We start from the raw sequence: 14,332 nt of genomic DNA, 5'->3' as shown, positions 1-14,332 counted from the left end.
CCAGGGAATCGAGAGTGGGAATGGACGAGCTGCTTGAGGACGACACCCCGGTCGTGGTCGGCATGGCCTGCCGGTTCGCCGGCAGCGACGGCCTGGGGGAGTACTGGGAGCGCCTGCGGCTCGGCCGCAGCGCCCTGGGCACCACCGGCCGCTGGACGGAAGAGGAGGACGCCGGGTCCTTCACCGGCGGCTTCCTGGACGGACACCAGGAGTTCGACGCGCGGTTCTTCCGCATCTCGCCGAACGAGGCGCAGTGCATGGACCCGCAGCAGCGCATCCTGCTGCAAACGGTGCAGCACGCCGTCGACGACGGCTATCTGACGGCCGCGGACCTGCGCGACCTGGACTGCGGGGTATTCGCCGCCGGGCTGCCCGGCGACTACCGCACCCTGGTGGCGCGGCGCGCCGACCTGGTCTACGGCACCCACAGCTTCCTGGGCAACGCGCCCTCGACGCTGTCGGGCCGCATCTCCTACTTCTACGACGTCAACGGCCCGTCCCTGACGCTGGACAGCGCCTGCTCCTCGTCGCTGGCGGCGCTGCACGAGGCGGCGCTCAACATCCGGGCCGGACAGTGCCGTGCCGCGATCGTCGGCGCCGTGTCGGTGTTCAGCACCCCGGAGGTGCTGCGCTTCGCCCAGCGTTCCAGGATGAGTTCCCCCGAGGGCGCCTCGCTGCCCTTCACCGATGCGGCCGACGGCTTCGTACCGGCCGAGGGCGCCGCCGCGCTCGTCGTCATGCGCCACGACGAGGCACGGGCCCGCGGACTGCGCGTCTACGGAGCGGTCCAGGCGACCGGCACCAACCACAACGGCACCACCAACGGCCTGATGGCGCCGAGTTCGAAGGCCCAGTCCCGGCTGATCGCCGAGCTGTACGACCGCGAGAAGATCGACGCCTCGCAGATCGCCTACCTGGAGACGCACGGCACCGGGACCCCGCTCGGCGACCCCATCGAGCTGGAGGGCCTGCGCTCCGCCTTCCGCCGGGCCGGCGCCGACGGCTGCCACCTCGGCGCCGTGAAGCCGCTCATCGGGCACACCCTCGTGGCCTCGGGCCTGGCGAGCGTCGTCAAGGCGCTGCTCGCCTTCCACCACGCGACGATCCCGCCGGTGGCCGCCGCCGGCGAGGCGGTCTCCTACCTCGACGTCGCGCCGTTCAAGGTCAACCGGGAACCGCTGCCGTGGCCCGAGGACAAGCCGCTGTGCGCGATCAGCGCCTTCGGGTTCACCGGCTCCAACGGACACGTGGTGCTGCGCCGGCTGCCGGACGCGCCGCCGACCGCGGACGCGGTGGACCGCCGGCCGGGGCGGGCGCTGCCCTTCTGCCTGTCGGCCGAGTCACCGGACAGCCTCGCGGCGCTGGCCGACCGCTGCCGGACGCTGGTCGCCGAGCTGCCCGGAGACCGGCTCTGGGACCTCTCCCAGCTGCTGCTGCGCCGCCCGAGGCTCGCCCACGAGTCGGTGGTCGTGGCCCGTACCCGAGACGAACTGGGCACCGCCCTCGAGGCGTTGGCCCACGGCGGGTCCGAGGGCCCGGCACCCCGGAGCGCGGACACCGCCCGTCTCGACGACGACCTGCGCGAGCTGGTCACCCGCTGGCGGGCACAGGACATGCCCGCCGTGCAGCGGCGGCTCGACGCACCGGCCGACCTGGCCCGGATCACGCTGCCCGCCTACCCCTTCGACGGCCGGCGGCACTGGCTGACCGGCGAAGCACCGGAACCGGCCGCGCCGCCGGTCCCGGACGTTCCGGAAGCGGCGACCGACGCCCTCGCCCGCGAACTGTGCGCCCGGCTGTCCGCCCTGCTGGGCTACGACGAGGACAGCGACCAGGTCGTACCCGGCACCAGGATCGCCTCGCTCGGCCTGGACTCGCTCTCCGCCGTCCAGTTGCTCAGTCCCTACCAGAAGGCCGGAAGCGCCATCAAGGCGCACGACCTCTTCCGCCACGAGACGGTGGCCGATCTCGCCGCGGCCATCGGCGGCCGGCCGCTCGCCCCGCCGCCGACGCCCCCGGCCCGCGAGCCCGGCACGACCCGCAGGGGAGGCGCCGGGCCGGACCACGCGCCGCTGATCCGGTGGTCGGCGTACGGCGACGCGGGCCGGCCCACCCTGCTGCTGCCCCCGCTCAACTGCGACGAGCGGGCCTGGGCCCAGCAGATCCCGGCCCTGCTCCGGGCGGGACGCACGGTCTACGTCCCGGAGTATCCGGGGCACAACGACACCCCCTTCGACGAGGAGCGCTTCTCCTTCGAGGCGCTCGCGGACGAGGTGGCCGGCTTCCTGCGGGACACCGCCGACGGCCCGGCCGACCTGGTCGGCTGGTCCCTGGGCGGCTGCGTCTCGACCCTGACCGCCCTGCGGCACCCGGAGCGCGTCGCCTCGCTGGCCCTCGTCAGCTGCGCACCCCGCTACGGCGAGGACGCCTTCGAGCGCACCCTCGACCTGCGCGAGGAGCTGCGGCTGCACGGGGGGCTGCTGGAAGCGGTGTTCGGCGAGGGCGGCAACCTGGCCGAGAAGTTCGGCGGGAACGCCTCCATGGACGTGCTGCGCTGCTACTACACGGACCTGACCGCCTTCGACGTCGTCGACCGGCTCCCGGACATCACGGCGGACTGCCTGGTGCTGCGCGGCGTCGGCGACTGCGTCCTCGACGCCGAAGCGGTCGAGCTGTACTCCAGGATCCCCGGAGTGCGGGTGCGCGAGTTCGAGGACCACGGGCACTATGTGCCCCTCACCGCGGCGCGCGCCGTCAACAGGACGCTGGCCGCGTTCTGGGCCGGGCGGGGCTGACCCCGCGAACGCCGTACGACATCCGGGAACACACCTACTCACGGGATTGGATCGGTCGCGGAACATGCTGGTACGCGCGGACAAGACGGCGGTCGTCCTCTTCGACATGCAGCTGGAGCTCATTCCGCTGCTGCTGGAGGGCACGCAACTGCTGCACAACACCTGCTGGGTCGCGGAGGTGGCGCGGGAGTTCGACCTCCCGCTGCTGCTGACCGAGCACAAGAAGCTGGGCGGACTCTCCCTGTCGCTGCACGAGGCGGCCGAGGACGCGCCCCGGCTGCCCAAGGAGCACTTCGACTTCCTGCGCGAGGAGCCCATCGCGCGGCATGTGGCCGACACCGGCCGGGAGCAGTATGTGCTGGCCGGAGCGGAGACCCATGTGGTCGTCCTCCAGTCCGCGCTGAGCCTGCTGGAGCAGGGCAAGACGGTCTTCGTGCTGGCCGACACCGTCTCCGCCCGCAACCAGGCGGACCACGAGCTGGGACTGGCCCGGCTGCGGCAGCTCGGGGTGCACCTGATCACGCGGGAGATGTTCTTCTTCGAACTGATCCGCAACTCCGAGGACGGCCGCTACCTCGAACTGGCCAAGAAGTACCTGGACGGCCGGTACATCCGCTGACCGGGCGGGTCCGGGGCGCCCGCCCCGGACCCCCCGCCAGCGGGCGGCCCGGCCCTCACCCGGAGGGCACCAGCCGCCCGCCGGCCAGCTCCAGGAGCCGGTCGCGGTGGCGCTCGCGCAGCGCCCGGTCGTGGGTGACCATCACGACCGGACCCGTGAAACGCTCGACCGCCGCCAGCAGTTGCTCCACCAGCACCAGGCTGAGGTGGTTGGTGGGTTCGTCGAGCAGCAGCAGATGCGGGCGCCGGGCGAAAAGCAGCGCGAGGTCCAGGCGCCGCCACTGGCCTACCGACAGCCGGTTCGCCGGGGTGGCGAAGTCCCGCGGAGCGAACAGCCCGAACCGGGTCAACTCGGACGCTGCGTCGTCGAGATGGGTCTCGCGACGCGCGGCGAAGGCCTCCAGCAGCCCGCGCCGCTCCGCACCGAAGTCGCTGTCCTGCGGCAGGTATCCGATGCGCAGCCCCGGCGCCCGCTCCACCACCCCGGCGTCCGGCTCCCGCTCACCCGCGAGCACCGACAGCAAGGTCGACTTGCCCGCGCCGTTCGGCCCGCTGATCACATAGCGGCTGCCGGCGGCCAGCGTCAGCTCCGCCCCCCGCAGCACCTCCCCGGCCAGCAGACCGGCGGCCCGCAGCAGCACACCGCCGGCCGGCTCCGCGACGCCGTCGGTCTCCTGGTCGGGCGCCGGGGGAGCGAAGTCCAGGGGCTCCGGCGGACGCGGCACCGCCTCGCCCAGCAGCTCCCGAAGATGCTGCTGGGCGGCACGGGTCCGGCGCGCGACGGCCGCCTCGGCGGCGCTGCCCATGGCGTTGTACGACAGCTTGTCGTTGTCGGCGCGGCCCGCGAACACCCGGCCGCCCGCGTGCGCCCGCTCCAGCCGCCGCCGGGCCTCGGCCACCTCCCGGCTCCACTCGCGGTACCGCTGCCACCAGCGCTCCTGGGCCGCCGCCCGCTCGGCCAGGTAGTCCCGGTAGCCGCCGCCGTAGCGCACGGTGGCACCGCTGGGGCCGTCCAGGTCGACGATGGCGGTGACGGCCGTGTCGAGCAGCGCCCGGTCGTGGGAGGCGATCAGACACGGTCCCTGGTAGGCCGCGAGCCACCGCACGAGCCAGTCCACCGCCCGGTCGTCCAGGTGGTTGGTGGGCTCGTCGAGCAGCAGCCCGGCCGGTTCGTCCAGGACCAGGCAGGCCAGCGCCAGCCGGGCCCGCTCGCCTCCCGACAGGGTCCCGATGCGGCGGTCCCGGTCCAGCCCGGCCAGCCCGAAGACGTCCAGCACCTCACCGACGCGGGCACCCAGCTCCCAGCCGCCGCGCCGGGTGAACTCCTCCTGGAGACGGCCGTATTCCTCCATCACGGCATCGAGATCGCCCGACTCGGACGACATCCGCTCCTCCGCGGCGTGCATGCGCGCGGACAGCTCCCGGAACTCCGCCGTCGCCTGTGCGAGCACGTCCTCGATGGTGGAGCCCGGCGGGAAGTCCGGCTGCTGCGCCAGGAAGCCCACCCGGCCCGTCACCGCGCGCACCACCCGGCCGCGCTGCGGGGCCAGCTCGCCGGCGAGGGCGCGCAGCAGGGTGGACTTGCCCCGGCCGTTCTCGCCGATCAGTCCCACCCGCTCGCCGCGGGAGACCGAGAGCGACACGTCGTGCAGCACCACCCGGTCCCCCAGCACGCAGCGCAGGTCCTCGGCGAGCAGGTGCGCCGAGCGGTGGTCGGCGGACAGGACGTCCTGCCCGTGGTCGGGCGGTGCGGGGGCATCACTCATCGGCGGGCCCCCCGGTCTCCAGCAGCCGGCCGTCCGCCAGCCGCAGCCAGCGGTCCACCCCGATCTCCTTGACGAACCGCTCGTCGTGGCTGACCACGATGAACGCGCCCTCGTAGGAGTTCAGGGCTCCCTCCAGCTGCTCGACGCTGTCCAGGTCGAGGTTGTTGGTGGGCTCGTCGAGCAGCAGCAGCTGCGGCGCCGGCTCGGCACCCAGGACACAGGCCAGGGTCGCGCGCAGGCGCTCACCCCCCGACAGGGCGCCGACCGGAAGGTGCGCCGCGGCGCCGCGAAAGAGGAAGCGGGCGAGCAGGTTCATCCGTTCCGCCTCCGGCTTGAGCGGCGCGTAGTCGGCCAGGCACTGCGCGACGGTACGGTCGAGCGGCAGGGTGTCCAGGCGCTGCGAGAGGTAGGCGATGCGGCCGTCGGCCCGCTTGAACTCGCCGCGGTCCGCCTCGAGTTCACCGCTGATCACGCGCAGCAGGGTGGACTTGCCGACGCCGTTGCTGCCGGTCAGCGCGATCCGCTCCGGCCCCCGGATGGTGAGGCTGACCCCGTCGCCGGCGAAGATCTCCCGCCCGCCGTAGCGCACGTTGATCCCCTCGCCGAGGAAGACGGTGCGGCCGGCCGGCACATTGGTGTCGGGCAGCTCCAGCGCGATCCTGCGGTCGTCCCGCAGCATCCGGCTCGCGTCGTCCAGCCGTGCCTTGGCGTCGGCGAGGCGCTGGCCGTGCGTGTCGTTCGACTTGCCCGCCGATTCCTGGGCGCGCCGTTTGAGCGTGCCCGCGGCCATCTTGGACATGCTGCCCTTGCGGTACGCCCTGGCCCCGATGCCGGCCCGGCGCACCGCCCGCTCCCGCGCCTGCTGCATCTCCCGCTTCTCCCGCTTGACCTGCTGCTCGGCGGTGCGGATGTTCTTCTCGGCGGTCTCCTGCTCGGCGCGTACGGCCTCTTCGTAGTCGGTGTAGTTGCCGCCGTACAGCCGCATCTCACCCGATTCGAGTTCGGCGATGGTGTCCATCAGGTCGAGCAGCGCCCGGTCGTGGCTGACCACCAGCAGGCAGCCGCCGAAGCTCTCCAGCACCTGGTAGAGCCGGCGGCGGGCGTCCAGGTCGAGGTTGTTGGTCGGTTCGTCCAGCAGCAGTACGTCGGGCCGCTTGAGCAGCTGGGTCGCCAGGCCCAGCGAGACGACCTGGCCGCCGCTGAGGTCGTGCAGCCGCCGGGTCAGCGCGATGTCGCCGAGCCCCAGGCGGTCGAGCTGGGCCCGGCTGCGTTCCTCGATGTCCCAGTCGTCGCCGATGGTGGCGAAGTGCTCCTCGCTCACGTCCCCGGACGCGATCGCGTCCAGCGCCTCGATGACCGGGGCGATGCCCAGCACCTCGGCCACGGTGAGGTCGCCGGTCAGCGGGAGGGTCTGGGGCAGGTAGCCGACCAGGCCCTGCACGGTCACCGAGCCGCGGTTCGGGCGCAGCGCGCCCGTGATCAGCTTGAGCAGGGTGGACTTGCCCGCGCCGTTCGGCGCGACCAGACCGGTGTGGCCTTCGCCGACGGACCAGGACAGGTCGTGGAACACCGGGGTGCCGTCGGGCCAGGAGAAGGAGAGATTCGAGCAGACGATGCTGGCGTCGGTCATGTACGCAGGCCTCGCAAGAAGATGCGGGCGCGCAGCGGCGCGCCCAAAGGATGGGAAGGTCAGAGCGCGTGGGGGTACGGCCACGGCACCGCGCACGCACGGTGCGCAGCGGTGGCAGTCGACATCCGGGGATCACCCGGTGATGTCGTCGTCACCCGCGATAACCACGGCTCCCTCTCCTTCGTCTACACCATCCGTGCTTCACGGTACCAGAAAAGATCCCTCCCCACAGGCGCTGTTCGGCCACGGACGCGACAGGACCGGTGCCTCAACGGGCCCGATTCGTGAACCGCTTGAGGAAAACCGGAGAGACATTGTGTGCCTTTCCCCGGCGTCGTTACCGTCCCCTCGTTCACTGTGAAATCCGTTCTGTGAAAAGGAGCACCGGCATGCGGACCTCCGGCAAGGAACTGCCCGCCAAGAAGGCATGGCACCGTCCCGATTTCGTCACCATCGACACCGGCATGGAAGTCACCGCCTACTTCAGCCGCTGACCCGCCGCTGAGAAAAGGACGCAGGCATGTCGATGTCCGTGACGCGCGAGGTGGCCGCCCCCTGGAGCGAGGCCGAATTCCGGCAGCGCCTCCACGCACTGGAGTCGTCCTACTGGGACCGGCACCCGTTTCACCGGCGGATGCACGAAGGACTCCTGGACGAGGGGGAGTTGCGGCTGTGGGCGGCCAACCGCTGGTACTACCAGCGCTGTCTGCCGCAGAAGGACGCGGCGATCGTGGCCAACTGCCCGCTGCCCGAGGTGCGGCGGCAGTGGCTGTCCAGGATCGTCTACCACGACGGGGCGGACGCCTGCGCGGGCGGTGCGGAGAAATGGCTGCGTCTGGCCGAGGCGGTCGGGCTGCGCAGGGACGAGGTGCACGACGAGCGCCTCGTCCTCGCGGGCACCCGCTTCGCCGTGGACGCCTACGTGGACTTCGCCCGCCGCCGCCCCTGGCTGGAGGCGGCCGCCTCCGGACTGACCGAGCTGTTCTCGCCGGGCCTGCTCGCCCACCGGCTGGGCCGCCTCAGGGAGCACTACCCGTGGATCGCGGAGGAGGGCTTCGAGTACTTCACCGCGCGCATCGAGGTGGTGGGCCCCGAAGGCCGTTCCCTGCTCGATCTGGTCGCCCGGCACGCCGTCAGCCGGGAACAGCAGGAAGCCTGCGTCCGCGCCCTCGCGTTCAAGTGCCGCGTGCTGAACGCGGTCCTGGACTCGCTCGACTACCACACCGGAAACGGAGCCACGCGGTCATGACCGGCCTGCCCGAACCCACCGTGCCCCGGCTGCGGCCCGGAGTCCGGCTGACCCGCGACCCCGCACGCGGCGAACTGGCCCTGCTGCCCGAGCGCGTCGTCGTCCTCAACGACACCGCCGCGGCGGTGCTCGCCCACTGCGACGGCACCACCAGCCTCGCCGGCATCGTCGAGCGCCTCGCCGAGGAGTACGAGGGCGTCAGCGCCGAAGACGTCCGCGAACTGCTCCTGCGCCTGGCGCAGCGCCGGGTGGTGGACCTGCATGGCTGACCCCGCCGTCGGCGCCCCCGCGGGGATGCTGATCGAACTGACCCACCGCTGCCCGCTGCACTGCCCCTACTGCTCCAACCCCCTCGAACTCGTGCGCCGCGAGGCGGAACTGACCTGCGAGCAGTGGACGGACATCCTCACCCAGGCCCGCGAACTCGGCGTCGTACAGATGCACTTCTCCGGCGGCGAGCCGCTGGCCCGCCCGGACCTGCCCGACCTCGTCGGCCACGCCCGGCGGCTCGGCGCCTACGTCAACCTGGTCACCAGCGGCGTCGGCCTGACCGCCGAACGCGCACACGACCTGGCGCGGCGCGGCGTCGACCACGTCCAGCTCTCGCTCCAGGACGCCGACCCGGCCGCCGGCCAGGCCATCGCCGGCGCCCGCGTGCACACCGCCAAACTGGAGGCGGCGCGGGCGGTCACCGCCGCCGGGCTCCCGCTCACCGTGAACATCGTCCTGCACCGCGGCAACATCGACCGCACCGGGCGGATGGTCGACCTCGCCGTCGACCTGGGCGCCGACCGGATCGAGCTGGCCAACACCCAGTACTACGGCTGGGGGCTGCGCAACCGCGCCGCGCTGATGCCCACCGCCGCCCAGCTCGCCGCCGCCCGCGAGGCCGTGCGGCACGCCCGCACGCGGTACGCGGGCGGCCCCGAACTGGTCTACGTGGCGGCCGACTACTACGACGACCGGCCCAAACCCTGCATGGACGGCTGGGGCAGCACCCAGCTGACCGTCACCCCCGCAGGCGACGTACTGCCGTGCCCCGCCGCGTACGCCATCACCACCCTCCCGGTGGAGAACGCGCTGCGCCGCCCCCTGTCGGAGATCTGGTACGCCTCGCGATCCTTCAACGCCTACCGCGGCACCGGCTGGATGCGCGAACCGTGCCGTACCTGCCCGGAGCGCCACGCCGACCACGGCGGCTGCCGCTGCCAGGCGTTCCAGCTGACCGGCGACGCCGCCGCCACCGACCCGGCCTGCGGCCTGTCCCCGCACCGGTCGCTGGTGGACGCGGCACTGGCGGAGGTCACCGACGGCCCGGTACCGGCGTTCGTCCCTCGGGGTCCGGTGCCGGCGTGAAGGTGATCCTGCTCGGCACCGCCGCGGGCGGCGGCTTCCCCCAGTGGAACTGCGCCTGTGCCCTGTGCGCCCGCGGCCGGCGCGGCGAACTGCCCGCGCGCTCCCAGGAATGCGTCGCCGTCAGCGGCGACGGACGCGACTGGTGGCTGCTCAACGCCTCCCCCGACATCCGCACCCAACTCCTCGCCGCGCCCGCCCTGACGCCCGGCCCCGGCCCGCGCGACACCCCCGTGCGCGGCGTGCTGCTCACCGACGCCGAGGTCGACCACGCGCTGGGGCTGGCCGTCCTGCGCGGCGCCACCGGTCTGACCGTGTACGCCGCGCCCCCGGTGCGTGGCGCGCTCAGTGCCGAGCTGCCCGTGCGCGGCCTGCTGGACCGCTACGCCCCCTGGGACTGGCGGGACGCCACCGCACCCGGCGGCTTCGCGGTGGCCGGCGGGCTCACCGTCACCGCGCACCCGGTCGGTACCAAGGCCCCCAAGTACGCGCACGCCCCGGACCCGGACGCCCCCTGGGTGTGCGCCTACCGCATCGAGGACCCGGCGACCGGCGGCGCCCTGGTCTACGCCCCCTGCCTGGCCACCTGGCCGGACGGCTTCGACGACCTGCTGGCCTCGGCGACCTGCGCCCTGCTGGACGGGACCTTCTTCAGCGCCGGCGAACTGGGCACGGCGACCTCCTCCGCGGGCGCCGGGCAGTCCCTGATGGGCCATCTGCCGGTGGCCGGACCCGGCGGCAGCCTCGCCGCCCTCGCCCGCCACCGGGGACTGCGCCGGATCTACACCCACCTCAACAACACCAACCCCCTCCTCGACCCCTCCTCCGCCGCCCACGCGGCGGTGCGCGAGGCCGGCGTGGAAGTGCTGCCGGACGGCAGCGAACTCGTCCTGTGAGCGCCGGTATTCCTCAAGCGTGGCTCAAGCGTTTCTCAAGCGTCGCTCCAGCATTATCCGACCCGTTCCGGTTTCCGGCTCGACCCGATCCGACACCCGCGAGGGCCGAATCCGGGTACGGTGCGGGAGCCAGACACATGGCGCGGCCGGCCCGGCGCCCGCCCCGATTCCGCGGTGCGTCAAGAAGGTGAGATCCGGGGGAGATGAGTCAGTGACATGGCCGATTCCAGTGCGTTCGACATCGACGTGACGCGAGGGAATTCCGACGCGCCCCTCATGACGGCGGCATTGGCGGGAAACCTCGACCAGGAAACCCGATCCATACCGATCTCGTCGCTCGTCCCCGGATATTCCCCCCGGCTGTGCGGAGAAGACGCCGAGCACGTCGCCCGCCTGGCGGATACCGACGAGGCGCTTCCGCCGATCCTCGTGGAGCGGTCCACCCTGCGCGTCATCGACGGCATGCACCGCGTCCTGGCCGCCAAGGCGAAGGGCCACACCACGATCGAGGTGCGCCTGTTCGACGGCGCGGCCGAGGAAGCGTTCCTTCTCGCGGTCCGCTCCAACATGACGCACGGCCTCCCCCTGTCCCGGCAGGACCGGCGGGCCGCGGCGCAGCGCATCCTCGCCCAGTGGCCGCACCTGTCGGACCGGGCCGTGGCCGGCATCGCGGGCATCGGCGCCAAGACCGTGGCGGCGCTGCGGCCCCTCGCGGCCGGCCCCACGCCGAACCCGCAGGCCCGCAGGGGCAGGGACGGCAGGATCCGGCCGCTGGACGGCACCACGGGCCGCCGCAAGGCCGCCGAACTGCTGGCGCAGCGCCCCCAGGCCTCGGTGCGCGAGGTGGCCCGGCACGCCGGCATCTCCCCGGCGACGGCCAGCGACGTCCGCAGACGACTCGCCTCCGGCCGGTCCCCGGTACCGGAACGGAACACGCCGGGGGCACGGCCGGCCGCCGGCACCGGGAGCCGGGCGACGCCGGGGGGCGGCGCGGCCCCGGAGCCCGTGAGCGTGGTCCGCCCGATCCGCCCGCCCGAGGACTCGCCGCTCGTCAGGCTGCTGCGCGACCCGTCGCTGCGGCACAAGGAGAGCGGCCGCCGGCTGCTGCGTCTGCTCCAGTGCGGGGCCGTGGAGCGGACGGCGCTGCTCGCGATGGCCCAGACGGTGCCCCCGCACTGCACGGACCTGGTGGCCGAGCTGGCCAGGGAGTACGCGGACCTGTGGGCCGAGTTCGCGCGCGAGGTCGCGCGGACCGACGGCTGACCCGCCGTCGCACCGCCGCTGGTCTCCTCCCACCCATCCCCTTCACGAAAGGCACGTTCCGCCATGCGCAGAAAACCTCGCGCGCTGCTGGGCATTCCCCTCGGGCTCCTCGTCGCCGTCCTCGCTCCGGCGCCCGCCGCGCACGCCTCGGCGGACACCTATGTCGGCACCTGGGCGGCCCCGCCCACCGCCGCACCGGCCGTCGACTCCACGGTGTACGAGGACCAGACGCTGCGTCAGACGGTGCACCTGTCGGTCGCCGGGGACAGTCTGCGCGTGCGGTTCACCAACGAGTTCGGCACGTCGCCGCTGACGATCGGCGAGGTGCACGCCGCCCGCCCGGCGGCGCAGGGTCCCGCGACGGCCGTCGACCCCGGCACCGACCGGGTGGTGCGCTTCGACGGCAGGCCGTCGGCGACGCTCGCGCCGGGCACCCAGCGCTGGAGCGACCCGGTCGCGCTGCCCACGACCGCGGGCGGCGACCTCGTCATCAGCATGTACCTGCCGCAGCGCACTCCCGGCAGCACCGTGCACTCGGCGGCCTACCAGCACAACTTCGTGGCCGCCGGCGATGTCACGGGCGCTCCCGACCTCACCCCGGTCTCCACCGCCACCTCGTGGCACTTCCTGTCGGGCGTGTCCGTCGACCGCCGCGCCGGTACGGCGGATTCGTCGGTGGTGACCCTCGGCGACTCCATCACCGACGGCGAACACACCACGCTCGACGCCGACCAGCGCTGGCCCGACCTGCTCGCCGAACGGCTGCGCCGGGACGGGGGACTGGCCGGCACGGGCGTCGTGAACGCCGGTATCGGCGGCAACCGCCTGCTGCGCGACCCGGACCCGGAGCCGGGCTCGGCCGCCGAGTCCTTCGCCGCGTACTTCGGCGAGAGCGCACTGAAGAGGTTCGACCGGGACGTGCTGGGCCAGCCCGGCGCCCGTGCCGTCACCGTGCTCCTCGGCGTCAACGACCTGGGCCAGCCGGGCATCGCCGCCCCCGCCTCCGACGAGGTCACGGCGGAGGAACTCATAGCCGGTTACCGGCAGTTGATCGAGCGCGCCCATGAACACGGCCTGAAGATCTACGGCGCGACGATCACACCCTTCGCGGGTGACACCATCGGCTACTTCACCCCGCGGCGCGAGGCGGTGCGGCAGCAGGTCAACGACTGGATCCGCACGAGCGGCGCGTTCGACACGGTCCTGGACTTCGACGCCGTGCTCCGCGACCCCGCCCGGCCCGACCACCTCCTGCCCGCGTACGACGGCGGAGACGGCCTGCACCCGAACGACGCCGGCATGGCCGCGATGGCGCGGGCCTTCCCGCTGGATTCCCTGCGCTGAACGGAGCACGCGGGGCCGGCGCCGGGCGGTGATGTCGCCAGAGCGGATGCGCGGCACGCACCCACCGGGGCCGGCCGCCGCTTTCCGCGGCGGCCCGCGCCGTGAGCCGGGAAACCGGCGCCGAGATTAGGGTGCGCGCATGGAGATCGAAAGCGAAGACATCGCGGACGGCGTGATACTCCGGCTCGCCGGACCGGCGGACGCCCCGCGCTGTGCGCCGCGTACACCGAGAACCGGACGCACCTCGAACCCTGGGAACCGCGCCGCCCGGAATCCTTCTTCACCGTGGCCGGTCAGCAGCGGCGCCTGGCGGAACAGCTTCGCCAGCCCGTTGTACGGCCGGCTGGTGAGCATGTTGTCGGCGGTCTCGCCGGGGTCGAGCAGGACCGGTACCACGAGGGAGGCGACCTTGCCCTCGCCTGGGTGCATGCGTAGCGCGCGGCCGACGGCTTGGACGAGGTCGGGCATCGAGCCGCGCACGTCGGCCCAGTACACGGAGTCGCAGTTCTTGGTGTCGACGCCCTCGCCCAGGACCTTCACCGAGCAGAGGAAGCACTTCTCCACGACGGTGCCGTCCGTGGCGACCCCGGCGGCGAACTCGCCCAGGAGGCGGCGGCGGTGGAGCGGCTTGTGGTCCCCGCACAGCCAGTCCGCCCAGATCGTCTTCGGGTACAGCACGGGGTCGCTGGCGTGCAGCTGCGCGGCGACGTCGGGAAGGCCGGCCGCGAACGCTTCGGCCTCCTTCACCACGTGGTGGAAGACGAGCGTGCGCCGGAAGTTCTCCTCCGCAGACGCCTTCACCAGGGCGGTCTGGAGCGCGGCGAGCCGGGCCCCGCGGACCTCTGCCGAGCGGCCCTCCGCGCCCAGGAGCTGCGCGGCCTGGAGCGCGGTGTCGGTGACGTCCACGCACACGACCTGGTAGGGGGCACAGATTCCCCGGTCGATGGCCTCCGAGAGGGTCAGGGTGAAGCAGCGGCTGCCGAAGGGGCCCTCGGGGTCGTCTTCCATGCTCGCCACCAGCTCGCCCGGGGCGCCGGCCTCGTCCTCGTCCCCGAGCTGCCACAGCCGGGGCGTGGCCGTCATGTAGAGACGGCGCAACGAGGGGATCTTCTGGTTGTCGTGGACGACCGCCCACGGCTTCCCGATCCGGCCCGAAACGCGGTGGGCTTCGTCCACCACGATCAGGTCCCAGGCCGCGAGGCCCCCGGCGTGCGCCCGCTCCAGCGTGCCCAGACCGAGCGAGGCGTACGTGGCGTAGACGGTGACCTTGTCCAGGCCCCGTGTCCACTCCACCAACTCGTCCACGTCCGTGGTGTTGGGGAAGGACACCTCCTCACCCCGCAGGGAGGACACCCCGATCATCGGCCCCCGGCGGCCGCCCTCGCGCCACGCGGACTCGGTCTGGGCGAGCAGGTCCA

Annotated in this window: 12 protein-coding genes; 9 read left to right on the top strand and 3 right to left on the bottom strand. The window is 73.1% G+C overall.

Going from position 1 to position 14,332, the window contains the following annotated elements; translation table 11 throughout:
- Positions 1-20 precede the first annotated feature (20 nt).
- Positions 21-2,795: an alpha/beta fold hydrolase gene (locus tag HEP81_RS39285; RefSeq protein WP_037663532.1), complete on the top strand. Its 2,775-nt coding sequence runs from the start codon at positions 21-23 to the stop codon at positions 2,793-2,795.
- 64 nt (positions 2,796-2,859) lie between these two features.
- Complete coding sequence (locus tag HEP81_RS39280) at positions 2,860-3,414, top strand: hydrolase (RefSeq protein WP_011113092.1); 555 nt, start codon at positions 2,860-2,862, stop codon at positions 3,412-3,414.
- A gap of 55 nt (positions 3,415-3,469) precedes the next feature.
- On the opposite strand, the gene HEP81_RS39275 is transcribed toward HEP81_RS39280, so the two are convergent.
- The gene (locus HEP81_RS39275; RefSeq protein WP_063755296.1) at positions 3,470-5,179 is read right to left on the bottom strand and encodes an ABC-F family ATP-binding cassette domain-containing protein; all 1,710 of its coding nucleotides are present in this window, start codon (positions 5,177-5,179) and stop codon (positions 3,470-3,472) included.
- The gene (locus tag HEP81_RS39270) at positions 5,172-6,809 is read right to left on the bottom strand and encodes an ABC-F family ATP-binding cassette domain-containing protein (RefSeq protein ID WP_011113090.1); all 1,638 of its coding nucleotides are present in this window, start codon (positions 6,807-6,809) and stop codon (positions 5,172-5,174) included. Before HEP81_RS39270 ends, HEP81_RS39275 begins: the two co-directional genes overlap by 8 nt.
- Before the next feature lie 389 nt (positions 6,810-7,198).
- Here HEP81_RS39270 and pqqA point away from each other — a divergent pair, with 389 nt between their 5' ends.
- From pqqA to HEP81_RS39235, 7 genes are all read left to right on the top strand, one after another.
- Complete coding sequence (pqqA, locus tag HEP81_RS39265; RefSeq protein ID WP_011113089.1) at positions 7,199-7,303, top strand: pyrroloquinoline quinone precursor peptide PqqA; 105 nt, start codon at positions 7,199-7,201, stop codon at positions 7,301-7,303.
- A gap of 26 nt (positions 7,304-7,329) precedes the next feature.
- Positions 7,330-8,058, top strand: coding sequence for a pyrroloquinoline-quinone synthase PqqC (gene pqqC, locus HEP81_RS39260; RefSeq protein ID WP_011113088.1), 729 nt, complete (start codon positions 7,330-7,332; stop codon positions 8,056-8,058).
- Positions 8,055-8,327 carry a pyrroloquinoline quinone biosynthesis peptide chaperone PqqD gene (pqqD, locus tag HEP81_RS39255; protein ID WP_011113087.1) on the top strand — a complete coding sequence of 91 codons (273 nt, stop codon included), beginning with the start codon at positions 8,055-8,057 and terminating at the stop codon, positions 8,325-8,327. Before pqqC ends, pqqD begins: the two co-directional genes overlap by 4 nt.
- Positions 8,320-9,414: a pyrroloquinoline quinone biosynthesis protein PqqE gene (gene pqqE / locus HEP81_RS39250; RefSeq protein WP_011113086.1), complete on the top strand. Its 1,095-nt coding sequence runs from the start codon at positions 8,320-8,322 to the stop codon at positions 9,412-9,414. Before pqqD ends, pqqE begins: the two co-directional genes overlap by 8 nt.
- Positions 9,411-10,307 (top strand): pyrroloquinoline quinone biosynthesis protein PqqB, encoded by an 897-nt coding sequence (gene pqqB, locus HEP81_RS39245; RefSeq protein WP_037663534.1) that lies wholly within the window; start codon positions 9,411-9,413, stop codon positions 10,305-10,307. Before pqqE ends, pqqB begins: the two co-directional genes overlap by 4 nt.
- 216 nt (positions 10,308-10,523) lie before the next feature.
- Positions 10,524-11,570 carry a ParB/RepB/Spo0J family partition protein gene (locus HEP81_RS39240; RefSeq protein ID WP_243279856.1) on the top strand — a complete coding sequence of 349 codons (1,047 nt, stop codon included), beginning with the start codon at positions 10,524-10,526 and terminating at the stop codon, positions 11,568-11,570.
- Positions 11,571-11,633: 63 nt separating this feature from the next.
- Positions 11,634-12,914 (top strand): SGNH/GDSL hydrolase family protein, encoded by a 1,281-nt coding sequence (locus HEP81_RS39235; protein WP_037663536.1) that lies wholly within the window; start codon positions 11,634-11,636, stop codon positions 12,912-12,914.
- Between the two features lie 126 nt (positions 12,915-13,040).
- Here HEP81_RS39235 and HEP81_RS39230 read toward each other — a convergent pair.
- Positions 13,041-14,332 (bottom strand): helicase-related protein (locus HEP81_RS39230; protein WP_421673963.1); only part of this gene is annotated, 1,292 nt, incomplete at its 5' end.

Origin of the sequence: Streptomyces griseofuscus, from assembly GCF_014673495.1 — a bacterium.
Lineage (GTDB): Bacteria > Actinomycetota > Actinomycetes > Streptomycetales > Streptomycetaceae > Streptomyces > Streptomyces murinus.
Note: the sequence above shows the minus strand (reverse complement) of the source record. Positions and strands in the feature narration are given on the sequence as shown.